This is a genomic window from Paenibacillus hubeiensis (genome assembly GCF_032334105.1).
Classification (GTDB): Bacteria; Bacillota; Bacilli; order Paenibacillales; family Paenibacillaceae; genus Paenibacillus; species Paenibacillus hubeiensis.
Genome location: NZ_JAVYAE020000027.1, coordinates 1 through 20,553, shown reverse-complemented (window position 1 = coordinate 20,553; position 20,553 = coordinate 1). Strand labels below are relative to the sequence as shown.

The window sequence follows — 20,553 nt, the reverse complement described above, 5'->3', positions numbered from 1 at the left end:
AAGCAGCAGACTAAAGATCGTCTGAACAAAAGCGTAGACGATATCACGGATTATGTATCTGATTCGATGGAGCGGATGCGAAATACTCGTTTTGGCCCGGAATTTGCAATGGATGGACCAAACGGTGTCTATTTCACGAAGCCGAAAAAGCCAATTCCGCCCAATAGCCAGCAGCAGCGTTTTTGGAGTGAAATGGAAGCAGGTAAGGATGATTTAGCGAAGAAGTTGGATGAGGGGACGGGTTATTCTGCACAGATACCTCGAACAGGAGCAAAATGGAATGATTACTACAAGAGCAAATATGGAGACGGAAATTTTACATGGGTAACAGAGTTAAAATCTTATGATGATATTTTAAGTAATCCCAAAGCTCTATGGAGTAAATCAGCTGATGAAGTTGGAAGAACTCTTGGAGATGGATGGACGAAAGGTACTTATGGCTCAGCAGGTACTGGATGGAAATTCACAAACGGCGATAAGTCTGTGCTCTATCCCCTAGGAGGAGGGGGACATGAAGGGTCATACATTGGTTTCTCAAGTGGCAGACAGGCAAAGTCAAGGTAGTAAGAACTGATTATAAACCGTTACCCGGGGATAAGGCTACAGTTATTCAAAAATAAAGGGGATATGTTTAATGGGGAAAATATCCACAGGAAAACTGTTGGAGCTATATGTAGATACGATTGATAAATGTGGAACATACCTGCTAAGTGAGGATGATACGGTAATTGGCTACAATATCTTTGAAGAATTCGATACAGGAGTAATTTCATTTTTACACGTTGATGTCTTACAAAGACTTAATGATGCCGGACTAATTAGTGATGAGATGGTGTATAAAAGTTCTATCTTAAGAGACTTAGTTCTAGAATTACAGCAAGGCGATGAGTGGAATGTTAATGCGGTTAGAAATTCACCAGATTGGAGGAGGGTACTTGAACTATCTGATGAAATCAAGGGTTACTTGGTGGCTGCTAAAAAAGCACTACCCAGTGCCGGAATGAACCACTCATTCAACAAATAATACATCTAACCCATGTAATACCCATATAAAGATTTCTCGTTTCAGGTTGCAGGCCCATCAAATGCTTTAATTTTCAACCTGAATAACGCTCCTCGGATACATTAAACAGGTTGATTATGGACATATACTACCGTAATTTGACTTGTTTTTGTGTTATGTTCATCTTCTCACAGTTTTTTATTGCAACTGTAAATTACGCCAAGACGATAGAAAGATGAGAAGGTGATATGTTACATATTTGATAATCGTTAGCATGTAAGTGATGATAAAGTTGTTCAAGGCAATCACATTTTGCACCACCCAAATGATCTGAGGTGATTTCATTGGAAGAATATGATTTGTTTACTAAAATTTTTGTGGATAGCGATGTTGATAAAGAAATGTTGCTAGATGCAGTTTCAAACATTGTTAAGGGTACAATTAGTGGTTCAAGCATATTGACGAAGCATTCAGAAATAATTATTTTCAATAACAGTGATTTCGATAAAGACAAAATAAACCAAGGAAATGATGGCTTTCTATATTACAAGTACTACCTTGAAATTGAACCAACTGAAAATGGGGGTGAAGCTAACTATGTATTAGAAATATCCAATTTGCTGACAAAGTTATGGGATGCTGATTTTAAAGCAATAGCATCGTGCGATTTTGAAAATCCCCTACCAAGAAAAGGCGGTTATAATTTTGATGGCGAGTACTGTTCTACGTGAGGGACGATTTTCCCAGATTACGTGTTACAACCATAATCATTTTGGAGGTCAACTTTATGTTTTACGAAAAAGTACGAGCGGTTTTAGGGGCACGTGCGTTGCTAGACGATAACGATCCTATGATTAAACAAAAGTGGATAGAATTAATTGAACTCCTTAGTACAGATGAGAGTTTAACCTTAGCTTTTTTGAATCAATGTACCAAAACTGAAATTTCGTTTCTGAGTGAAGTGTTTGAAGAGGTTGCGTATAATTTGCAAAGCGGAAAATTCATTGATCTATTATATTTGTTAGATAAAAGGTATCCAGATTTAGACTTAAATAGCCATATTCAAATCGCTGAAAGTTATATGGTGTAAACACTTTTGAGGATTTTCAACTCGGACAATTAGAGTGTCTGTAAGATAGTCCTTGTAAACTCTTAAACCAAGTAAATGGAAATGGTAGAAAGGTTGGAAAGAGTGAGAAAAATGTATCTTGAGAATGCAATAGAAAGAATAAATAAAGTGAATTGGACAGTAATTGGTACAGAAGGTATACGAGAAGATGCAAAATTAATGGCAGAGTTTTTGAGGAGAATGGCTGCTTTTTCTTTATCTTATGACGTAACTCTTCAAAACCCCTTTGTCATTGATATTGCTGAAGAATTAGGCTTCCAAAACAACATAGATACTGAAAAACTATGTTCCAAAGAAACACTAGAATATGTGAATAATAACATGTATGCAAATTGTTTAATTAAATCATATTTAAAATTATCAGCAATATCAGATGAAAATAAAGAAGTTCAAAAGTATTTAGATATTTATGATCCAATAATAAGATTATTTGAAAAGGGCGTAAATTTTATAGTTAGATCAGGCTTTATTGATGTAACTAATGTTGGATCCTTTCCGGTTAGTAACTGGTTAAGTCGTTCACAAAATGAACCTATTGATGTTAATAATATATAGAGAGTCTTATATCTATTGAGTAATCATCGTCTACAAAAGGAAGAAAAAGAGACGTGACCTTAGAATTTGTATTCCTTGAAAATATTGATAATTTATCTTTCGCGATAAATATTAAATCTGATAAGTTCATATTTATGTGTGGAAACTGTTAGCTTATGTTTGCAGCTTTGTATCCATTATAGAAGCTCAAAGGGGAAGAACGATGATTACGTTATTTTCGAGGGGGCTATACAAGTTTTAAAAGAATATGGAGGGTTAAAAATTCAATTCAAGAATCCTCGAAAACCGGATCGATATTTAACTTTGAATGTTGATCCTGAACATGCAGGAAAATCTATTTTTCGTGAGCTTGTCACAAGATATGAGGAACACTGTAATGAATCATTTATAATTCTAGGGGAAATCGCTTCTATTGATATGACATGGTATGTTGGTTCATCAGGAACATTTTACGGAGGTAATGATGATTTTCTTATTTATTTAGGAGATACCTTCGAAGAAGCTTTATATCATGTTGTTATGGGTGCAAACCTAGACATGATAACTATAGATAGTGACTGAACCTGTATAACTTGCACAAAACATGGAGGCTACGGATTCAGAAAAATATAATTTGCATTAGACGTCTTTAGGTTCGCATAACAAACGATTTTCTGCACTGTCAATCGTCGCTGTCGGGGAAAACATCTGCTGGGTAACAAGAAGCCACGACGCCAAAAGGTATTATCGAATGATAACCTTTGTGGTCTGGTTGTGGGAATGGCGATGTGCAAGAGGTTCTTGCGTGCGATGGATTCGAATTGCACTCAAGTAGTTAGGTGAAGTAAGGGGTGAAGAAAGTGAGAGTGGATGTGAGTACAATTGTCTTTCCATTGCCCACCGATGAATTATTAGACGAAGTGGAGCGAGGCTTGAGAATTTCATTTCCTGAAACATATAGGAATTTTATCTAAGAAAATAATGGAGCTGTACCACAGACAAACGTGTTTAGATATAATCAGCATGAATATGTGATTGAAAAATTTCTTTGTGTACTGAATGACAGCGAGTCTGATCTGACGAATGGTTGGTATGATGTCGAAGTTGTTATTACACAATTAAGTGAAAGATTAACTGATGATGAAGATTTAGTGGGAATACATATCGTTCCTATTGCAGCGTTATTTTCAGGAGATTTTGTTTGTTTGGATTTTAGAGAGACTGAAGAGCCCACGTCGTAATCTGGTTTCATGAAGAGTCAGAAGAATTTTCTCCTGTAACACGAAAGGTCGCTTCAAATTTATCTGAATTTTTCGGAATGCTAACAGAGGAAGAAATGTGACTACATGAGGAGAGTTGATTTTAAGAAATAGAGGAGGAAATCATTTCATGAAAATTTATGATGTGGTGTTTGGCGAACTCGACTATGATTATATTTGGTCCAAGGATACGACTATGAATTATTTTGGGGTTAAGACTCCAATAACCCTTATTATTGAAGGAGATGAGGACGGGGTATTCGATGATGATCAATATTCGGCTTACCAAAGTTTAATGGAAGATTGGGAGGAAATACAACAGAATTTACTTCAACCTATTTTAAACTATTATCTACAAAAACGTCATGAGTTAGGCTATGACATAGCTTTTAATGAAAGTTATCCTTTCGTGGATACAACTGAGCAATTAAAAAAAATGATGACCTTAGATAGTATTGTTGTTTCGTATGGAGATCTTAATAAAGAACGGGATATTGGATTTCTTTTTAGTTGTACGTGGGATTCAGAAAATGGCTTAGGCATTCGTTTATTAGATGAAAAAGTAGTTGATGTAGGATACCAAGATGTTGCGATATAAAACTTAGGGTGAACTCAATTCAGATATTTGAACTAAGACTTATTGAGTTTTACTGAATCGGAGAAAGGCGATGTTGAATGAGAACCAAATTGTGAAAGACATTCGAAATGCCCTCAAGAGCAATCAATTCGATAATATACAGGTTATGTTTGAAAATTTAAGTTTATCTAAAGAAGGAAGGTGAGTCTAATGAAACGTAACTATGAAGCATTATTCGGCTCATTTTATCAAAGGTATCTGGATTGGAAAAATGAAGAAATGAGTGACGCTGAGGCACTCGCCATTACATACGATGCTTACTATAGCATAATGAATAGAGGCGAAATGGAGAAAGCTGTCGTGAACATTGCAGCAGCAACAGTGTCATTAACACATACCAAGGTCTATTGTAAATTTAAAGTGCATGTCATGGAGCAGCTTCTTTCCTTAAATAAGGAAAAACTTCGTAGTGTAATACAGACGGATGAATACAAGGATATCGTTGAACGTATGGAAAAAGTCCTTGAAAAGTTTGAAGACATGGCAATAGATCAGAGTGAATTCGCAAGATGGCACTATTTTGAAATGGAGAAAGCAGTGAAAGAGTGTTTCGCCACACTCCTGAACGTTACTAGAGATGAAGATGAGTTAGTTGGGAATGTCCTGAATCGATTTGAACGTGATTGTAATAATACGCCTTCTGAAAACATGGTGATAAAAACAACCCTTGCAGAGTTGATAATTAGACATCGAATCGAAGTCAAAGATCAGTTTGCCCGTATCAAGCGTGAGTTGGAACGGTTCGATATTCTTGAAGTCGGTCAAGACTTAACTGAATTTGAAAAAAAGGACTTGTCGCTCCGGATCGGAGAGATATTAGGCTTGAATGGACCGCTAGAGAATACTAGATTTGATGATAAAAATCAGATTTGATCCTGAGCATTTCAAATTAGAATGGACCGCCTCTGTCTTTATTGGACGAGGCGGTTCATTTCTTTTAAAACCCAGTCTACCCCTTCAACAGCCCCGACTCCCTCACGGTGGCGAGGAACTCGTTGAATTGCGGGATGTTCAGCTGCTGCGCTGCATCGGAGAGAGCTACGGCCGGGTTCGGGTGCACCTCCACCATGACGCCGTCGGCGCCTGCGGCGAGAGCGGCTTTGGCGCAAGGGGCAAGGATGTCTTTGCGGCCCGTGGAATGCGTGACATCGACAAGCACCGGCAGATGCGTTTCCTGTTTCAGGATCGGCACGGCCGAAATGTCGAGCGTGTTGCGCGTTGCTTTCTCATAGGTGCGGATGCCGCGCTCGATCAGCATGACTTGTTTGTTGCCGCGGGAGACGACGTACTCCGCCGCATGCACGAACTCGTCGATCGTCGCCGCCAGACCACGTTTCAGCAGGATCGGAATGTTGACATCGCCTGCAGCCTTGAGCAGCTCGAAATTCTGCATGTTGCGCGCGCCGATCTGGATGACGTCGATGTAATCGCCGGCAAGCTCGATGTGATCCGGGTGAACGATCTCGCTGATCGTTTTCAACCCGAACTCATCGGCAACTTCCTTCAGTATTTTCAGCCCCTCAATGCCAAGTCCCTGGAAATCGTATGGCGAGGTGCGCGGTTTGAAGGCACCGCCGCGCATGACGCTGATGCCTGCGGCCTTGAGCGCTGCAGCGACTTCGCGCACTTGTTCGTAACTCTCGACCGAGCAAGGCCCGGCGATCATGATTGGCGTTCCCGCACCGACCTGCACGTCGCCAATGGAGACGATGGTATCCTCTTGCTGGTTTTTGCGGCTGACGAGCAGATGTTTTTTGTGTTCGTCGACTTGCAAATTCAGCGAAGCCTGGAAGATTTGCTTGAATAAGAGCTTGATCGCATCGTTATGGAACGGTCCCGGATTGGCTGCGGTCAGTTCCTCCAGCATTTCTTTTTCACGCACAGGATCGAATTTGGGCACGCCTTGTTTTTCTTTGATTTGCCCGATTTCCTGCACGACGCTGGCCCGTTCGGACAACAGGTGAAGCAGGCCGTGGTTGATTTCGTTCAAGCGGCTTCTTAACGTTTCGAGCTCGGTATTCTGTTCCATGGACAATGCACTCCTTCGACATTTGGATTGGTTCTGATTCGCAAAAAACAAAAAAAGCCCTTCATCCGCAAGGGACGAAGAAGCCGTGGTACCACCCTAATTAGAAACGGCAGCGCTGCCTTGCAGCGAGCTGTTTCTCACTTAACCTTTTAACGCAAGGATACGGATTGTCCTAGGAGCTGTAGAAACCCTGAAAAGGTTAGCCCTTCAGCAATCGGCTCGGGAGTGAACTTCGGCGGCATGCTGCTTTCGGGTGCTTTCAGTCTCCGGCACCGCGTCCCTGTGATGAACATGTAATCCGCGTACTCTTTCCGTCATGGCTTTTATAAAGTAATTTTATTCTGATCCCGTCAATAGGTGACATGAAATGAATTGAAGTCATAATAGCATGCTCCGGAATTGATCGCAAGATGACGGATTGACGCATTCATGCGATAAAGTAAATAGACTCATTCGCCATGGGACAGGGATTCGCAGTATAATATAAATAATGACGATTATTATGCAATTTCTGCAAAAGGGGTAATTATGAACAAAACGATTTCGGATATCGCCCAATTGGCGGGAGTCGCAAAGAGCACGGTTTCCCGGTTCCTCAACGGGGGATCGGTCAGCGAGGATACCCGCCAACGCATTGAGCGGATTATCAAACAATACAACTACGTTCCCAACACCTTTGCCCAAAGCTTGAAGGCCAAGCGGGCAAGCATCATCGGCACGGTTGTCCCGCGCCTGGACTCCTTTGCCACGTCCCAGACGCTGATCGGCATCGATGAGGAACTGCGCGGCAACCAATACCAGATGCTGATTGCAAACACAAGCCAGGACATGCAGCGGGAGATTGACGCCATTTACGATTTTGCCAGACAGAAAGTTTCCGGCATCATCCTGCTTGCGGCCGAGGTGACGGAAGCACATCTGAAAGCGGTGGACGACATCGCCATTCCGGTCATTTTGGTCGGACAGCAGCATGAACGGCTTCATAGCGTCGTACATAATGACGACCAGGCCGGTTATGAAATGGGCAAGCATGTGCTGCAAAACGGACATCGCGAGATCAGTTATTTGGGTGTAACCGAACGGGATCAGGCCGTGGGCATTCACCGGAAGCAAGGGTTTCGGCGTGCCATCGCGGAATGTCCAGGATGTAATGTAACCTACCATGAGTCGAGCTTTAAGATGTCGGAGGCAGCACATACGGCTGAGCAGGTGTTAAACAACGATAGGTCATCGATGGTTGTATGCGCAACAGACAATATTGCGTTGGCCGTGATGAAAACGGCTTTTGCCGCCAAAAGGCAGATTCCGCAGGATATATCCGTGAGCGGTTTCGGTGGATATGACATCACGGAGATGATCAATCCTGCGCTGACCACGGTACGATACCATTATACTCAGGCCGGGAGAATCGCGGCCAGCCACATTATCCGGCTTGTTGCGGGAGAACCGGTGGAGAAGTGCGCCGTGCTCGACGTGGAGCTGATTTCCCGAGAAAGCGTTGACAAATTATAAAAAAATCCTTTATGATAGTCCCATCGAACCGGTTCCAAACTTCTGCGGAAAAGCAGGAACCTTGAGAAGAATTCCTGATGGGATTATTTTTTTGCGTTGTTCGGAACCGGTTCCGTTCTTGGACGAAAACAGCAATGGCAAGGGTGGGAGTACTCGATATGAAAATGACCCGAGAACGGCTTTACCGTCGGCTTGAACAGGCCGATCCAGGTGAATTGCGCAAACTTGAAGCGCTCATCGCCGCATGTCCGTGGCGGCAGCAATATCATATTCAGCCCCAAACGGGGCTGCTGAACGACCCGAACGGTTTTGCCTTTTACCAAGGCTATTATCACCTGTTCTATCAATGGTTCCCGCTTGGAACGGAGCATGGCATGAAGTATTGGTATCACGTTCGCTCCAGTGATCTCGTGCATTGGGAAGACAGGGGAATCGGCATCCATCCGGGCGATCCACAGGATTCGCATGGTGCCTATTCGGGCAGCGCCATCGAGAAGGATGGCAAGCTGATGCTGATGTATACAGGCAATACAAGGGATGAACGATGGATCAGGCATCCGTACCAATGCCTTGCGGTCATGGATGAAGATGATGTGGTGATTAAACGCGAAACCCCTGTTATCCCGGCCGTGCCGCCTGGATACACGGACCATTTCAGGGACCCGAAGGTATGGCAAGACGGAGAATGGTATTACTGTATCATAGGAGCCCAGCGCGAGAACGAGACCGGCTGCGCCGTGTTATATCGCTCGCCCGACATGTTGGAGTGGACGCTTTTGGGCGAGCTGCGGACGAATTTGAACGAATTCGGATATATGTGGGAGTGTCCGGATTATATGGAGCTGGATGGCCAGGGTGTACTGATTTTTTGCCCTCAAGGGTTGCAACCGGAAGGGGATCGGTACAATAACATCTATCAATCCGGCTATCTCATCGGTGAAGCGCTCGATCCGGAAACGTTAACATTCAACCACGGCGATTTCAGGGAACTGGATCGCGGGTTTGACTTCTATGCACCCCAGACGATGGCAGCTCCGGATGGCAGACGCATACTTGTCGGATGGATGGGATTGCCCGATCTGGCGTATCCGACGGACGGCAGCGGTTGGGCGCATTGCCTGACGATTCCGCGGCAGCTGAGCATTAGAGACGGCAAACTCATTCAACAGCCCGTCGATGAAATGGTGAAGCTGCGCATGACCGAAACGAAGCAGACCGTCGGCGTGACCCTTGAAAACGAAACCAGAACAATCCCTGGCTTCGCCGGCACGGCGTTTGAACTGGACTGCATCATTGACAGCTGCGATGCCGATCGTTTCGGTATCGAATTCCGCTCGAGCGAGCAGGAAAAAACGGTCATATGGTATGACCGGGCGGAGCAGAAGCTGGTGCTGGATCGTTCGTCGTCCGGGGCAGCGCTGGCCGAAGCCAACGGCAGCGTGCGTCGATGCTCTCTAAGCGGCGAAACGATCCGGCTTCGCATGTTCGTGGATACGTCATCGGTCGAAATCTTCGTGAACGAAGGGGAAGAAGTTTTCACGAGCCGGATTTTCCCAAGCCAAACGAGTGATGGCATCCGTTTCTTTGCCCACGGCGGCAGAGCGACATTTAAAGCAAGCAAGTGGGATTACGAGCATCAAAATGCAAAACGTTAAACAATCATCAGGCACGAAGGGAATGAATTCCATGTCCGACAATCAACAGATCGCTCGCGAAGTCATCCAGGCCGTCGGCGGCAAGGATAATATCGCATCGTTTGCGCACTGCGCAACCCGGCTTCGCATCATGGTGAACGACAAGGACAAAATCGACCAAAAACAGGTCGAAACCATCGACAAAGTCAAAGGTGCATTTTTTAACTCGGGGCAGTACCAGATCATTTTTGGCACGGGAACGGTCAACCGGATCTATGAGGAAGTGGAGAAGCTCGGGATCGAAGGCACATCCAAGGAAGATTTGAAAGGCCAAAGCAAAAAGCAGGGCAACGTGTTTCAGCGAGGGATCCGGACCTTTGGCGACGTGTTTGTGCCCATCATTCCGGTGCTGGTGGCAACCGGGCTATTCATGGGTCTGCGCGGCCTGCTCACCCAGAGCGAGATTCTGGCGTTGTTCGGGGCTACGCCTGATGATATTTCGCCAAACTTTTTGCTCTTTACGCAAGTTCTGACCGATACGGCCTTCGCGTTTTTGCCGGCACTCGTGGCGTGGTCCGCATTCCGCGTATTCGGCGGCAGCCCCGTGCTCGGCATTGTGCTTGGTTTGATGCTGGTCAATCCGGCGCTGCCGAACGCGTATGCGGTCGCAGACGGATCGGCAAAGGCGCTGCACATGTTCGGCTTCATACCGGTCGTCGGTTACCAAGGTTCAGTCCTGCCCGCCTTCTTCGTGGGCTTGATCGGCGCCAAATTTGAGAAGTTTCTCCGAAAGCGGGTACCTGAAGCGCTGGATCTGATCCTTACGCCGTTCATTACGCTTGCTGTCATGATCACGCTGGGTTTGTTCGCCATCGGCCCGGTATTCCATTCCCTGGAGGAATGGGTGCTGCACGGCACAACCGCCGTTCTGGATCTGCCGTTTGGCATTGCGGGGCTTGTGATCGGATTCTTGCATCAAATCATTGTGGTTACCGGCGTGCATCATATATTCAATTTTCTTGAGATACAATTGCTGGAGCGAACGGGTGCCAATGCATTCAACGCGATTATTACATGTGCCATTACGGCACAGGGGGCAGCTTGTCTGGCAGTTGGTTTGAAAACGAAAGATACGAAGTTAAAGGCGCTTGCCTTGCCTTCTTCATTCTCGGCTTTTCTTGGCATCACTGAACCGGCGATTTTCGGGGTCAACCTTCGTTTGATGAAACCGTTTATTATGGGTCTGGTCGGCGGCGCGGCAGGGGGATTTCTGGCATCCCTGTTCCATTTGCAGGGCACAGGCATGGCGGTTACCGCGATCCCGGGAACGTTGCTGTACCTGAACAGCCAGCTGCCAGTGTACATTTTGACCAATGTAGTAGCGATGGGCATCGCGTTTGCGCTGACCTGGATGTTCGGTTACAAAAACAAGCCTGCAGCTTCGGAAAACGGATCTTCGAACGGCATGTCCGGTAACGGGGAGTCGATGGCAGATTCGGTAATTGCCTCGGACTCGGCATCCGCATCAGCTTCGTCACCTGTTCCAACAAGCATGGAAAAAGTGCAGGTTGACACGATGGATATAGCGGCCCCAATCACGGGTCAAGCCGTTGCTTTGGCCACCGTTCCCGATCCGGCCTTTGCGGAAGGGCACATGGGAGAAGGAATCGCTATCGAACCATCCGATGGCAAAGTATATGCTCCGTTCGAAGGCACCGTGGCACATGTCATGCACAAAAGCAAACATGCCGTCATTTTAGAGCATGCGACGGGAGCGCAAGTGCTGATTCACGTCGGCATCAACACCGTTGGTCTGAAAGGAGAAGGTTTCACGCTGCACGTGAGCAATGGCGATCATGTCTCGAAAGGACAGCTGTTGTTGGAATTTGATATGGAGCATATCCGGTCAGCCGGATTGCCGCTAATCACACCCGTTCTTGTGCCTGGTGGGAACGAAGAGATCGAGAGTGTGACGGTTGCCCGATCAGGGCCGGTGCAGGCGGGGCAGGATACGGTGCTTATAGTCAAATTCAAGAAGACAACATAGATCAAGAGAACTTGTTCCTTAACGACAGAGACAGGTGTGGTGAGGCATCTAGACCTACAGTAAATGGAACTCATATTCCCGAAGGCAGGGCATGGTCATGCAGTGGACAATCACTGCATTGACCATGCCTTTTTTCTTTACTTTTGTCAAACTTGCCGCAATTCTGGGGGAAAGGGCTATATAAACCGCAAAAAAGAAAGATACACACGTTAACGGAGAGGCAGAACCAATCTGGAGAAGCGAAGCGGTCGCATTTATCACCGGATTTTCCCTTTGAAAAAAGGGATATGAAAAAATCTGGGGATAACAGCGATCGGAAGATGGTACTGCACTCGCAGTGCCTTGTGTGATTGTTTAGTGCGGTTTATATAGCTGACCTCGTGCCTGCGACGCCGATTACAACCCCGCAGACCGTTTCAGCCGCTCCGCGATTTGCTGCAGGTCTTCCTGAGAGATGCCCGGAGCGAACTCTTCCGACAACTCCGGAAGTTCAGGGATGGGCCCGCTGTAACCGGGGAGCCCCGCATACGCTTCCAGTTTGCCGCCGTCGCGGGGATGGGTTCCTTTCCAGATCTGCGCAATCTGCTGGTAATCCTTGTCGCTGAACGTATACAATCTGCGGTGTTCGCCCAAGGCCTCCCATTTTCGGGTTGCATCGAACACGCTGTTATCGAGGTTCGGCACAGGCAGCATTTTGGTGACATCCACGCCGGTCGCAATTTCGAGCGCTTTTGCATAAGCCAGAATATGTACGCCGCCCCGGACAAGCAAATAACCGGTCATCGCCCTTGCCGTCGGATGATCCGTCATTTCGTACACTCTCATTTTGTGGGTCCTTGCATTGCATTCCAGAAAAAAGTTATGCAGCAGATCAACGATGAGATTGCCTGTGCTGGTTACGTAAGAGCCGTTCCAGGGTCTGCCCATGGAGTCATAAGGGAGGGCCGTTTGGGCCGATTCGATAAACAGGGAGGACATGCGAAGATCCTTGGTGTTGCGAAGCGGGGTCGCATCTGGATCGCCCGGCGAAGTCGTGCCGACGAGCATCAGGTTGATTGTGTTGGCCACGAGCTCCACATGCCCGAACTCCTCGGCGGTTATGCTGGCAACAATGTCGTAAAAGGGTCTCAGCTTGGTTTTGCCTCTGAAGTTGAACGACTGGAACAAGTAATTGTTCAGCGTGGACATTTCCCCGAAACGCCCGCCCATCAGCTCCTGAACCGCAGAGGCTCCGTTAGGGTCGGGATTGCTGCCGATCGGTAGTTCGATGGCAAGACGGTCTACCCGTTTAAACATGCGTTTCCCTCCTTATGCGTAGTTACATTACTGTTAAGGTATGAACCACGACTTGTACGTTATGCGGGAGGCAGATGCATCAAGCCCGTTTCGTGCTGGGGGAGGGTGAAGAGAAAGTCGTTCCGCCAAAAAAAACGCTCCCACGGAACATAAGCTCCGAAGGAACGCTTTTGGCAAAAATATGCTGGGCAGCATCCTCTGCTTTGGTTGAATCAGGCGGGTTCGCCGACAATGCTTGAGCCTTTTTTCGTTATTTTGTACGATACCACGTCGCCGTTCCAGAAATGGAACTTCAGAATGATTTCGCCATCGTTGGTTTCCTTGAAAAACGCCGGCTTCAGCTCGATGACCTGACGATCATAATCCGGACTGAATGTGTAAGCGAACTCCTTGAAGGAGGTCCAGTTTTGCGGTCCGGCGATCTCTCCGTTGGTATAATTCGCTTCCATGGTAGCCAATTGGTTGCCGTTAAAGGCCACCGGAATGGCGAACGATTCCGTCGTACCCGAGGCTTTGCTCAATACAGGCGTGGTGCTCGAAATGATATGGAACGTCCAGTCGGCTCCGTTGTTGAATTTGGCCGTAAGCTTGGCATTAACACCAAGCTCGCCGGAGGACGCAAGCTGTTTCAGGAGGTCGGCCTTGAGCGTCAGCGTGTCGCCTTTTAGGGTATAATGCTTCACTTTGATCAGTGACGTGCTGCCGTTCGTGAGTGAACGAAGTTTGTTGCCGTTCAGGTTCAGCTTAATGGTTCTGTCTTGCACGGCTTCGCCTGCGTTCAGGTAAATCAGATCGGTCTCAGCGGTTGCGGAGCGGCCTTCCCAGCCAGCTTTCATGACATTGTACAGCTCCGGGTCTGACCAGGTATAATCCGTACGGCTAAAGTGCTGTCCATTGTCCCACAGCATGGTCGTCATTTGTTTTTGATGCAGGTAATGGGCGATGAATTCGAAAAATTTGAGCTTCTCACCTTGTTCGATGACGCCCGTATGCTGGTCGAAACCGAGCAGGCCGTATTCGCCGACGATGACGGGAATGCCTTTAGCCGTGAAAGCATTGTACACACGATCAAATGTATCCGTGATATCTTTTTGTACTTCTTCGTTAAACGTCGTGTAACCGGCAATGTTCACGCTGAACGGCCAGAAACCGTAATAATGCACCGTTGCAATGATACGGGGATCATTCAATTTGGAGATCGTTTGGTTCAGCGCATCCAGATCGGCCTGGTTGGAGGACGTATGAAGCGTAGGCAGCACCAATGGACGATTGGCGTTGTTGGCGCCGGAAGATCTGACGATCTTATGGAACGAAGTATTCAGCTCGTCGAGCATTCGGTAGGCTACCGCCTCATTGGTTGTCCCACCTTCGGTGAAACGTGGTTCGTTGATGCTTTCGAACATCAGCTTGTTGGACGAATGCTTGAATTTTTCCGCGATTTGCGTCCATACGGCATTGTAACGGGCCAGTACGTTGTCGTGGTCTTTTTCCATGTAACTGACCCATCTCCATGAATCATGGTGAACATTGAGCATGACATAGAGATTAGCATCCAACGCCCAATCCACAACTTCTTGTACGCGATTCATGTAAGCGGAATCAATTTTGTAGTCAGGTGCTTCGCCGATATGGGCTTCCCAGGTCACCGGAATGCGAATGCTTTTGTAGCCTTGTGCGGCGATGTTCTGAATCAATTCTTTGGTGATGCGGGGATTGCCCCAAGCCGTCTCATCTTCGCCGACCGCGTCAAGGGAGTTTCCGAGATTCCAGCCCGGTTCCATATCACTGACGTAAGCCTGAATTTTGCTCGGAGCTGCAGTTTCATTGGCACTGCTGTTTTCGGCGGCATCCGCCGAAGCGACGGCAGAAGAGAGAAGGGAAAGGATCAGCGCCGTGACCAGGGTGAAGTTCAAAAGTTTGGTCCGTTTTCTTTTCATTCAATTCTGTCTCCTTTGTGGTATATGTATTAGAATGACTGAAAGCGTTTTCGTAATATAACGTAACATAATATGGAAGGGGAAAACACCTTTAAAATTAGTTATGATTTCATATAAAAATTAGTGGTTTTTGACATGGGTGTTAACACGTCCCGCCAATCATCGAATTGACAAGAGCCCTAAATCTTGGTACAGTTTTATGCAACCGCATAATGCATTCTGGGAATGTTACCGATATGGGCATAACCTGAGCTGGCTTGTTTACATGACATGTGTAGACAGGCTGGTTCGGGTTTTTTTGTTGCCTGGAATCGGAAAGGCGTGGTTGGACATACTTCACGAAGAATCGAAAGGAGAACTGGGCATGAGCAATTTCAAATTTCCCGAAAACTTTCTGTGGGGAGGAGCTCTCGCAGCTAATCAAACGGAAGGAGCATATCTGGAAGACGGCAAAGGACTAAGCATTGTGGACCTGCTGCCTTCCGGGGAGAATCGCAGAAGCATCATGAAGGGCAATGTGCCTGGATTTACGCCGCAGGAAGGAGAGTTCTACCCTTCGCACGCAGCCATCGACTTTTACCATCGTTATCCGGAGGATATCGCTCTATTCGCGGAAATGGGATTCAAAGCGCTTCGTGTTTCCATTGCGTGGGCGCGCATTTTCCCAAGCGGGGAAGACGCGGCAGCGAACGAGGCCGGACTGCAGTTTTATGACAACCTGTTCGACGAAATGCTCAAGCACGGCATCGAACCCGTCGTGACGCTGGCTCATTTCGACGTGCCGGTTAACCTGATCGAAAAGTACGGCAGCTGGAGAAACCGCAAGCTGGTTCATCTGTTCGAAACGTATGCTAAAACCGTATTTACCCGTTACAAGGACAAGGTTAAATACTGGATGACCTTCAACGAAATCAACATGCTGCTGCATTTGCCGTTTCTGGGGGCAGGCCTGGCCTTTAAGGAAGGCGATAACGTCAAAGAAATCCAATACCAGGCGGCTCATCATCAGCTGGTCGCAAGTGCGTTGGCCGTCAAAGCATGTCATGAAATCATTCCGGGCGCCATGATTGGCTGCATGCTGGCAGCGGGCAGCTTCTATCCGTATACATGCAATCCGGAAGATGTGTTCCAAGGCATGGAGAAAGACCGGGAGTCCTACTTCTTCATCGACGTGCAGTCGCGCGGTGAATACCCGGGTTATGCCAAACGTTTCTTTAAAGATCACGGCTTAAACATCGTCATGGAAGCAGGCGATGCCGACATTTTGAAAAACCATACCGTGGATTACATCGGATTCAGCTATTATTCCAGCCGTACGACAAGCACCGATCCCGAAGTGGTCAAAAACATGACCAGCGGCAACGTATTCGGTTCCGTCGCGAACCCGTACCTGCAAAAATCCGATTGGGGCTGGACCATCGATCCGAAAGGTTTCCGGATCACGGCCAACCAGCTGCATGACCGTTACCAGAAACCGCTGTTTGTCGTCGAAAACGGTCTTGGGGCCAATGACGTCGTGGCGGCCGATGGCGAAATTCACGACGATTATCGCATTGATTACCTGAAGCGGCACATTGCCGAGATGGGCGAAGCGATTCAGGACGGCGTCGATATTATCGGTTATACGAGCTGGGGACCGATCGATATCGTCAGCGCCTCTTCCGGCGAGATGAAGAAACGCTACGGTTACATCTACGTGGATCGCGACAACGCCGGTAATGGGGATTTGAAGCGGATCAAGAAGAAAAGCTTCCATTGGTACAAAAAAGTGATCGCATCCGGAGGAACGGATCTGGAGGCATAGGCGATCGCCGGTTCAATTTGGAAGGTTCGTCGTACCTGACGAATCTTCCGGGTTTCGGACTTCCGGTGAAAGCGTTGACATCCTTGCGAGTTCGCGCTATACTTGACGCAATTATATCGTTATGGGATTGTTACTACACAAGTGTAGGCAAAACCTAAGCATCCAAAAGCAGACGTCGGAGGCTTTTTCAGGCATTTCGGCCGATCTTGGTCTCATGGGTTTTTTTCCCGTGCAGCGAGTTCGCCGCGCCGTATGAAAGGTTACGACTTGCCGCGAATGACGTTCGCCTGAACGTTTTTTCCTTTGCGATGCTTGAGGTTTTTTTTGCGTGCCCGGGTAACGATGGTTTGCAGTTACGAGTGGATCGTGAATGGGGGATGGAAGTGAAAATAGCCAAGGTCATCAACAACAATGTAATCAGCATCTATCAGGCAGACGGGGCTGAGCTTGTCGTTATGGGGCGCGGAATTGCCTTCAAGAAAAAGCCGGGAGACAGAGTAGACGAGACCCGCATTCAGAAGGTGTTTGCCCTGAAGAACAAGCAGACCTCCGACAATTTCAAAATGCTGCTGCGCGAGGTTCCGATCGAGCTGGTCGAAATCGTCGAAGAGGTCATCACGCACGCGAGAGATAACATGGGCAGAAACCTGAATGAAAACATCTATGTATCCTTGACGGACCACATCAATTTTGCGATAGAACGATACCGCGAAGGCGTCGAGATCAAAAATGCGATGCTGTGGGAAATCAAACAGCTGTACAAGTCCGAATTCGCGCTTGGACTGCGCACGCTGGAACAGATCAAGTCCCGGCTCGGGTATGAGCTTCCGCAGGACGAAGCGGCCTTTATCGCGCTGCATGTCGTGAATGCCGAAATGAATGAAGAAGTCGTGACCACGATGAACATGACCAAATTCATTCAGCAAATTATCAATATTGCGAAATACCATTTCAAGATGGAGTTCGATGAGGAATCGCTCAGTTATTACCGCTTCATTACCCACTTGAAATTTTTCTCGCAGCGTGTGCTGAACGGAACGCATTACGACAATAACTACGACCACTTCTACGACATGATCAAGGAGAAGCATCGGGAAGCGGCGGCATGCACGGAAAAGATCGAAATGTTCGTCAAAAAGGAATATGATCACGAGCTAACGAATGAGGAAAAGCTGTATCTGACCGTGCACATTGAACGAGTGGTTAATCGTTAATAAATAATTGTTGACAGAAATGGTTAAATAATTATATTATGTGATTAACAGGAATTGAATACGATTGAACTGGGATTGTTACTGGTTATGCAGGCAAAACCTAAGCCATGAGAAGGTGTATGCTCGTTTGGGCACCTTTCTTCAAGGCTTAGGTTTTTTGCGTGCAAAAAAATCGAAATACGCCTGTCGCAGAAAACATGGGGGTGCAGAGGATGAGTCATGAAAAGCTGGCCAAAGAAATCGTACAGCTGGTCGGTGGGGAGAAAAACGTCGTTTCCCTGGTGCATTGCGCAACGCGTTTGCGGTTTGTATTGAAGGACGACGCCAAAGCCGACAAATCAACATTGGAAAAAACGGAAGGCATCATTGCCGTGAAAGAAAACGGAGGACAATTTCAAGTCGTCATTGGCAACACGGTGCCTGAGGTGTATAGTGCCATCGGCAAAGTCAGCAACATTCTGGACGATGGCGATTCCAAAGAAAAAAAGGGCAAGTCCATTAAAGGCCTTGGTGGCATTATCGACGTCATTTCGAGCATCTTTGCTCCACTGCTCGGCGTTATGGCCGGAGCCGGGATTTTAAAAGGGCTGCTGCTGATTGCCACCAACGCCGGCTGGCTCGCAACGACGGATACAAGCTACATCATTCTGTACGCGGCTGCGGATAGCCTGTTTTATTTCCTGCCGCTGCTGTTAGCGGTTACAACTTCGCGTAAGTTCCAGGGCAACACCTTTGTCGCGTTGACGATCGCGGGCGCACTGATCTATCCGACCATCATTACGTTAAAAAATGAAGGCACGCCAACCGACTTTTTCGGCATTCCGGTGGTCCTGATGAGTTATTCATCCACGGTCATTCCGATCATCATTTCGGTTATCGTGATGAGTTTCCTGGAGAGATGGCTGAACAAAGTCATTCATCAAAGCGTCAAAAACTTCATTACGCCATTGCTGCTGTTAGTGATTATGGTTCCGCTGACGCTGATTGCGTTCGGACCGTTCGGCGTATACGTCGGTAATGCCATTGCATCTGCGCTGGTAGCCGCATTTGGTTTCAGTCCGCTGCTGGCTGGAGCGGTCATGGGTGCGGGCTGGCAGCTGTTCGTCATCTTCGGCGTGCACTGGGGCCTGGTGCCGATCTTCATCAACAACGTTGCGGTTCACGGCCGCGACGGCATCAAACCTGCCGCAACGGCATCCGTATTCGCCCAAACGGGCGCGGCTTTTGGAGTCATGCTTAGAACGAAAAACAAAAAGCTGAGAACCCTGGCCGGGTCCTCCACGCTCACGGCTCTGTTCGGCATCACCGAACCGGCCATCTACGGGGTAACGCTGCCGCTGAAACGGCCATTCATCGCAGGTATTATCGGGGGAGCGATCGGGGGAGCGATCATCGGCCAAGCGGGAACCCAAGCGTTTGCATCCGGTGCGCCGGGACTGCTCACGCTGCCGATCTTCTACGGTCCAGGCGGACAAGGCTTCCCGGGCCTGATTATCGGGATCGTCGTTTCCTTTATCGTTTCGGCCGTATTGACGTATATTATGGGCTTCAAAGATCCGGTGGAGGAAGAAGCGGCCAAAGGCGAAGCAGCCAATAAATCCGCATCATCCGCACAAGCATCGACATTGACTGCTGCGGCAGACCAACTGGTGCTTAGTCCGATCCAAGGTACGATCGTGGATCTGGCGGAAGTTCCGGACCCGGCATTTTCATCCGGAGCGATGGGTCAGGGCGTTGCCATCGAGCCAAGCGTAGGGAAAGTGGTTGCTCCGTTCGACGGAACGGTAACGGTAGCCTTTAAGAAGAAACACGCATTGGCGGTCGTATCCGACAGCGGGGCTGAAATCCTGGTGCATGTCGGCGTGGACACCGTCAAGCTGGACGGACAGCATTTTGTGTCCCATATCAAGGAAGGCGACCGTGTAAAGGCAGGAGACCTGTTGCTCGAGTTCGACATCGCACAGATCAAGGCTGCCGGATACCATACGGTTACGCCGATTATCGTCACGAATTCTGCAAACTATGAACAAGTATTGCCTGCAAGCACGGGAGAGGTTCAGACGCAGGAGCCGCTCTTGAGCCTTCACGCTTCGAAATAGTTAGCATCTCAAATGTACAGCCATTTCCTAACTCGACAAACTTCGGTTTGTTTCGGGTAGGGAATGGCTTTCTTTATCGTTGAAGGCGAGAAGATCCCCTCCTCAAAAGCGTCAGCTTTAGGTGGGGAATGAATGGCCATTTTTTTCTATTCGAAACCGAACGTATGTGCTATAATAACTGCAAGAACGGAGGTGTGTGGCATGCTCTTCCATAAAGCATACAAGTATCGGATCTACCCCAATCGTACACAGCAGCAGTGGATCCATCAGATGTTTGGATGTTGCCGTTTTGTGTTCAACTATTTTCTGGGACAATGGAAGGATACGTTTGCCGCCACGGGCAAGGGCTTGTCGTACCATGCTTGTGCCACGCAGCTTCCAGATCTAAAGCAAGAACATCCTTGGTTGAAAAAAACGGA

General features: G+C 47.6%; 18 protein-coding genes and 1 pseudogene. 16 read left to right on the top strand and 3 right to left on the bottom strand.

Annotated features, from left to right (window positions below; translation table 11 throughout):
* The 9 genes and pseudogenes from RSX24_RS31605 to RSX24_RS31565 all read left to right on the top strand — a co-directional run.
* Positions 1-564, top strand: a pseudogene (locus RSX24_RS31605) (hypothetical protein); the annotation flags it as partial.
* Positions 565-634: 70 nt separating this feature from the next.
* Positions 635-1,024, top strand: a complete 390-nt coding sequence (locus RSX24_RS31600) for a hypothetical protein (protein WP_343262812.1) — start codon at positions 635-637, stop codon at positions 1,022-1,024.
* 323 nt (positions 1,025-1,347) lie between these two features.
* Complete coding sequence (locus RSX24_RS31595; protein ID WP_343262811.1) at positions 1,348-1,734, top strand: 1,4-dihydroxy-6-naphthoate synthase; 387 nt, start codon at positions 1,348-1,350, stop codon at positions 1,732-1,734.
* Between the two features lie 56 nt (positions 1,735-1,790).
* Positions 1,791-2,093 (top strand): hypothetical protein, encoded by a 303-nt coding sequence (locus RSX24_RS31590; RefSeq protein WP_343262810.1) that lies wholly within the window; start codon positions 1,791-1,793, stop codon positions 2,091-2,093.
* A 102-nt stretch (positions 2,094-2,195) separates the two neighbouring features.
* On the top strand, positions 2,196-2,687 hold the full coding sequence (locus tag RSX24_RS31585) for a hypothetical protein (protein WP_343262809.1): 492 nt from the start codon (positions 2,196-2,198) through the stop codon (positions 2,685-2,687).
* 138 nt (positions 2,688-2,825) lie between these two features.
* A complete protein-coding gene (locus RSX24_RS31580; RefSeq protein WP_343262808.1) occupies positions 2,826-3,248 on the top strand; it encodes an SUKH-3 domain-containing protein in 423 nt (140 codons plus the stop codon).
* A gap of 449 nt (positions 3,249-3,697) precedes the next feature.
* Positions 3,698-3,907, top strand: a complete 210-nt coding sequence (locus tag RSX24_RS31575) for a hypothetical protein (RefSeq protein ID WP_343262807.1) — start codon at positions 3,698-3,700, stop codon at positions 3,905-3,907.
* Between the two features lie 148 nt (positions 3,908-4,055).
* A complete protein-coding gene (locus tag RSX24_RS31570; protein ID WP_236416749.1) occupies positions 4,056-4,523 on the top strand; it encodes a DUF6985 domain-containing protein in 468 nt (155 codons plus the stop codon).
* Between the two features lie 189 nt (positions 4,524-4,712).
* A complete protein-coding gene (locus RSX24_RS31565; protein ID WP_343262806.1) occupies positions 4,713-5,435 on the top strand; it encodes an Imm3 family immunity protein in 723 nt (240 codons plus the stop codon).
* A gap of 76 nt (positions 5,436-5,511) precedes the next feature.
* Here RSX24_RS31565 and RSX24_RS31560 read toward each other — a convergent pair whose 3' ends face one another.
* Positions 5,512-6,591 carry a bifunctional 3-deoxy-7-phosphoheptulonate synthase/chorismate mutase gene (locus tag RSX24_RS31560; protein WP_236416751.1) on the bottom strand — a complete coding sequence of 360 codons (1,080 nt, stop codon included), beginning with the start codon at positions 6,589-6,591 and terminating at the stop codon, positions 5,512-5,514.
* Between the two features lie 528 nt (positions 6,592-7,119).
* Here RSX24_RS31560 and RSX24_RS31555 point away from each other — a divergent pair.
* From RSX24_RS31555 to RSX24_RS31545, 3 genes are all read left to right on the top strand, one after another.
* The gene (locus RSX24_RS31555) at positions 7,120-8,103 is read left to right on the top strand and encodes a LacI family DNA-binding transcriptional regulator (protein WP_343262805.1); all 984 of its coding nucleotides are present in this window, start codon (positions 7,120-7,122) and stop codon (positions 8,101-8,103) included.
* Between the two features lie 158 nt (positions 8,104-8,261).
* A complete protein-coding gene (locus RSX24_RS31550; protein WP_236416753.1) occupies positions 8,262-9,758 on the top strand; it encodes a glycoside hydrolase family 32 protein in 1,497 nt (498 codons plus the stop codon).
* 31 nt (positions 9,759-9,789) lie between these two features.
* Positions 9,790-11,784, top strand: coding sequence for a sucrose-specific PTS transporter subunit IIBC (locus RSX24_RS31545; protein WP_343262804.1), 1,995 nt, complete (start codon positions 9,790-9,792; stop codon positions 11,782-11,784).
* Positions 11,785-12,180: 396 nt separating this feature from the next.
* On the opposite strand, the gene RSX24_RS31540 is transcribed toward RSX24_RS31545, so the two are convergent.
* A complete protein-coding gene (locus RSX24_RS31540; protein ID WP_339277885.1) occupies positions 12,181-13,080 on the bottom strand; it encodes a manganese catalase family protein in 900 nt (299 codons plus the stop codon).
* A 212-nt stretch (positions 13,081-13,292) separates the two neighbouring features.
* A complete protein-coding gene (locus tag RSX24_RS31535) occupies positions 13,293-15,017 on the bottom strand; it encodes a cellulase family glycosylhydrolase (protein WP_343262803.1) in 1,725 nt (574 codons plus the stop codon).
* A gap of 364 nt (positions 15,018-15,381) precedes the next feature.
* Here RSX24_RS31535 and RSX24_RS31530 point away from each other — a divergent pair, with 364 nt between their 5' ends.
* The 4 genes from RSX24_RS31530 to RSX24_RS31515 form a co-directional block, all read left to right on the top strand.
* Complete coding sequence (locus RSX24_RS31530) at positions 15,382-16,821, top strand: 6-phospho-beta-glucosidase (protein ID WP_343262802.1); 1,440 nt, start codon at positions 15,382-15,384, stop codon at positions 16,819-16,821.
* A 383-nt stretch (positions 16,822-17,204) separates the two neighbouring features.
* Positions 17,205-18,035 (top strand): BglG family transcription antiterminator LicT, encoded by an 831-nt coding sequence (gene licT, locus RSX24_RS31525; protein ID WP_236416760.1) that lies wholly within the window; start codon positions 17,205-17,207, stop codon positions 18,033-18,035.
* A 212-nt stretch (positions 18,036-18,247) separates the two neighbouring features.
* Complete coding sequence (locus RSX24_RS31520; RefSeq protein WP_343262801.1) at positions 18,248-20,134, top strand: beta-glucoside-specific PTS transporter subunit IIABC; 1,887 nt, start codon at positions 18,248-18,250, stop codon at positions 20,132-20,134.
* A 201-nt stretch (positions 20,135-20,335) separates the two neighbouring features.
* A partial coding sequence (locus tag RSX24_RS31515) for a helix-turn-helix domain-containing protein (RefSeq protein WP_343262800.1) occupies positions 20,336-20,553 on the top strand: 218 nt, incomplete at its 3' end.

What these genes read in the sequence shown, in the direction of transcription:
- RSX24_RS31565 (WP_343262806.1), top strand. Translation starts at nt 4,713, where the DNA reads ATGAAACGTAACTATGAAGCATTATTCGGCTCATTTTATCAAAGGTAT.
- RSX24_RS31530 (WP_343262802.1), top strand. Translation starts at nt 15,382, where the DNA reads ATGAGCAATTTCAAATTTCCCGAAAACTTTCTGTGGGGAGGAGCTCTC.
- RSX24_RS31560 (WP_236416751.1), bottom strand. Translation starts at nt 6,591, where the DNA reads ATGGAACAGAATACCGAGCTCGAAACGTTAAGAAGCCGCTTGAACGAA.
- RSX24_RS31590 (WP_343262810.1), top strand. Translation starts at nt 1,791, where the DNA reads ATGTTTTACGAAAAAGTACGAGCGGTTTTAGGGGCACGTGCGTTGCTA.
- RSX24_RS31520 (WP_343262801.1), top strand. Translation starts at nt 18,248, where the DNA reads ATGAGTCATGAAAAGCTGGCCAAAGAAATCGTACAGCTGGTCGGTGGG.
- RSX24_RS31550 (WP_236416753.1), top strand. Translation starts at nt 8,262, where the DNA reads ATGAAAATGACCCGAGAACGGCTTTACCGTCGGCTTGAACAGGCCGAT.
- RSX24_RS31555 (WP_343262805.1), top strand. Translation starts at nt 7,120, where the DNA reads ATGAACAAAACGATTTCGGATATCGCCCAATTGGCGGGAGTCGCAAAG.
- RSX24_RS31535 (WP_343262803.1), bottom strand. Translation starts at nt 15,017, where the DNA reads ATGAAAAGAAAACGGACCAAACTTTTGAACTTCACCCTGGTCACGGCG.
- RSX24_RS31600 (WP_343262812.1), top strand. Translation starts at nt 635, where the DNA reads ATGGGGAAAATATCCACAGGAAAACTGTTGGAGCTATATGTAGATACG.
- RSX24_RS31570 (WP_236416749.1), top strand. Translation starts at nt 4,056, where the DNA reads ATGAAAATTTATGATGTGGTGTTTGGCGAACTCGACTATGATTATATT.
- RSX24_RS31545 (WP_343262804.1), top strand. Translation starts at nt 9,790, where the DNA reads ATGTCCGACAATCAACAGATCGCTCGCGAAGTCATCCAGGCCGTCGGC.
- RSX24_RS31540 (WP_339277885.1), bottom strand. Translation starts at nt 13,080, where the DNA reads ATGTTTAAACGGGTAGACCGTCTTGCCATCGAACTACCGATCGGCAGC.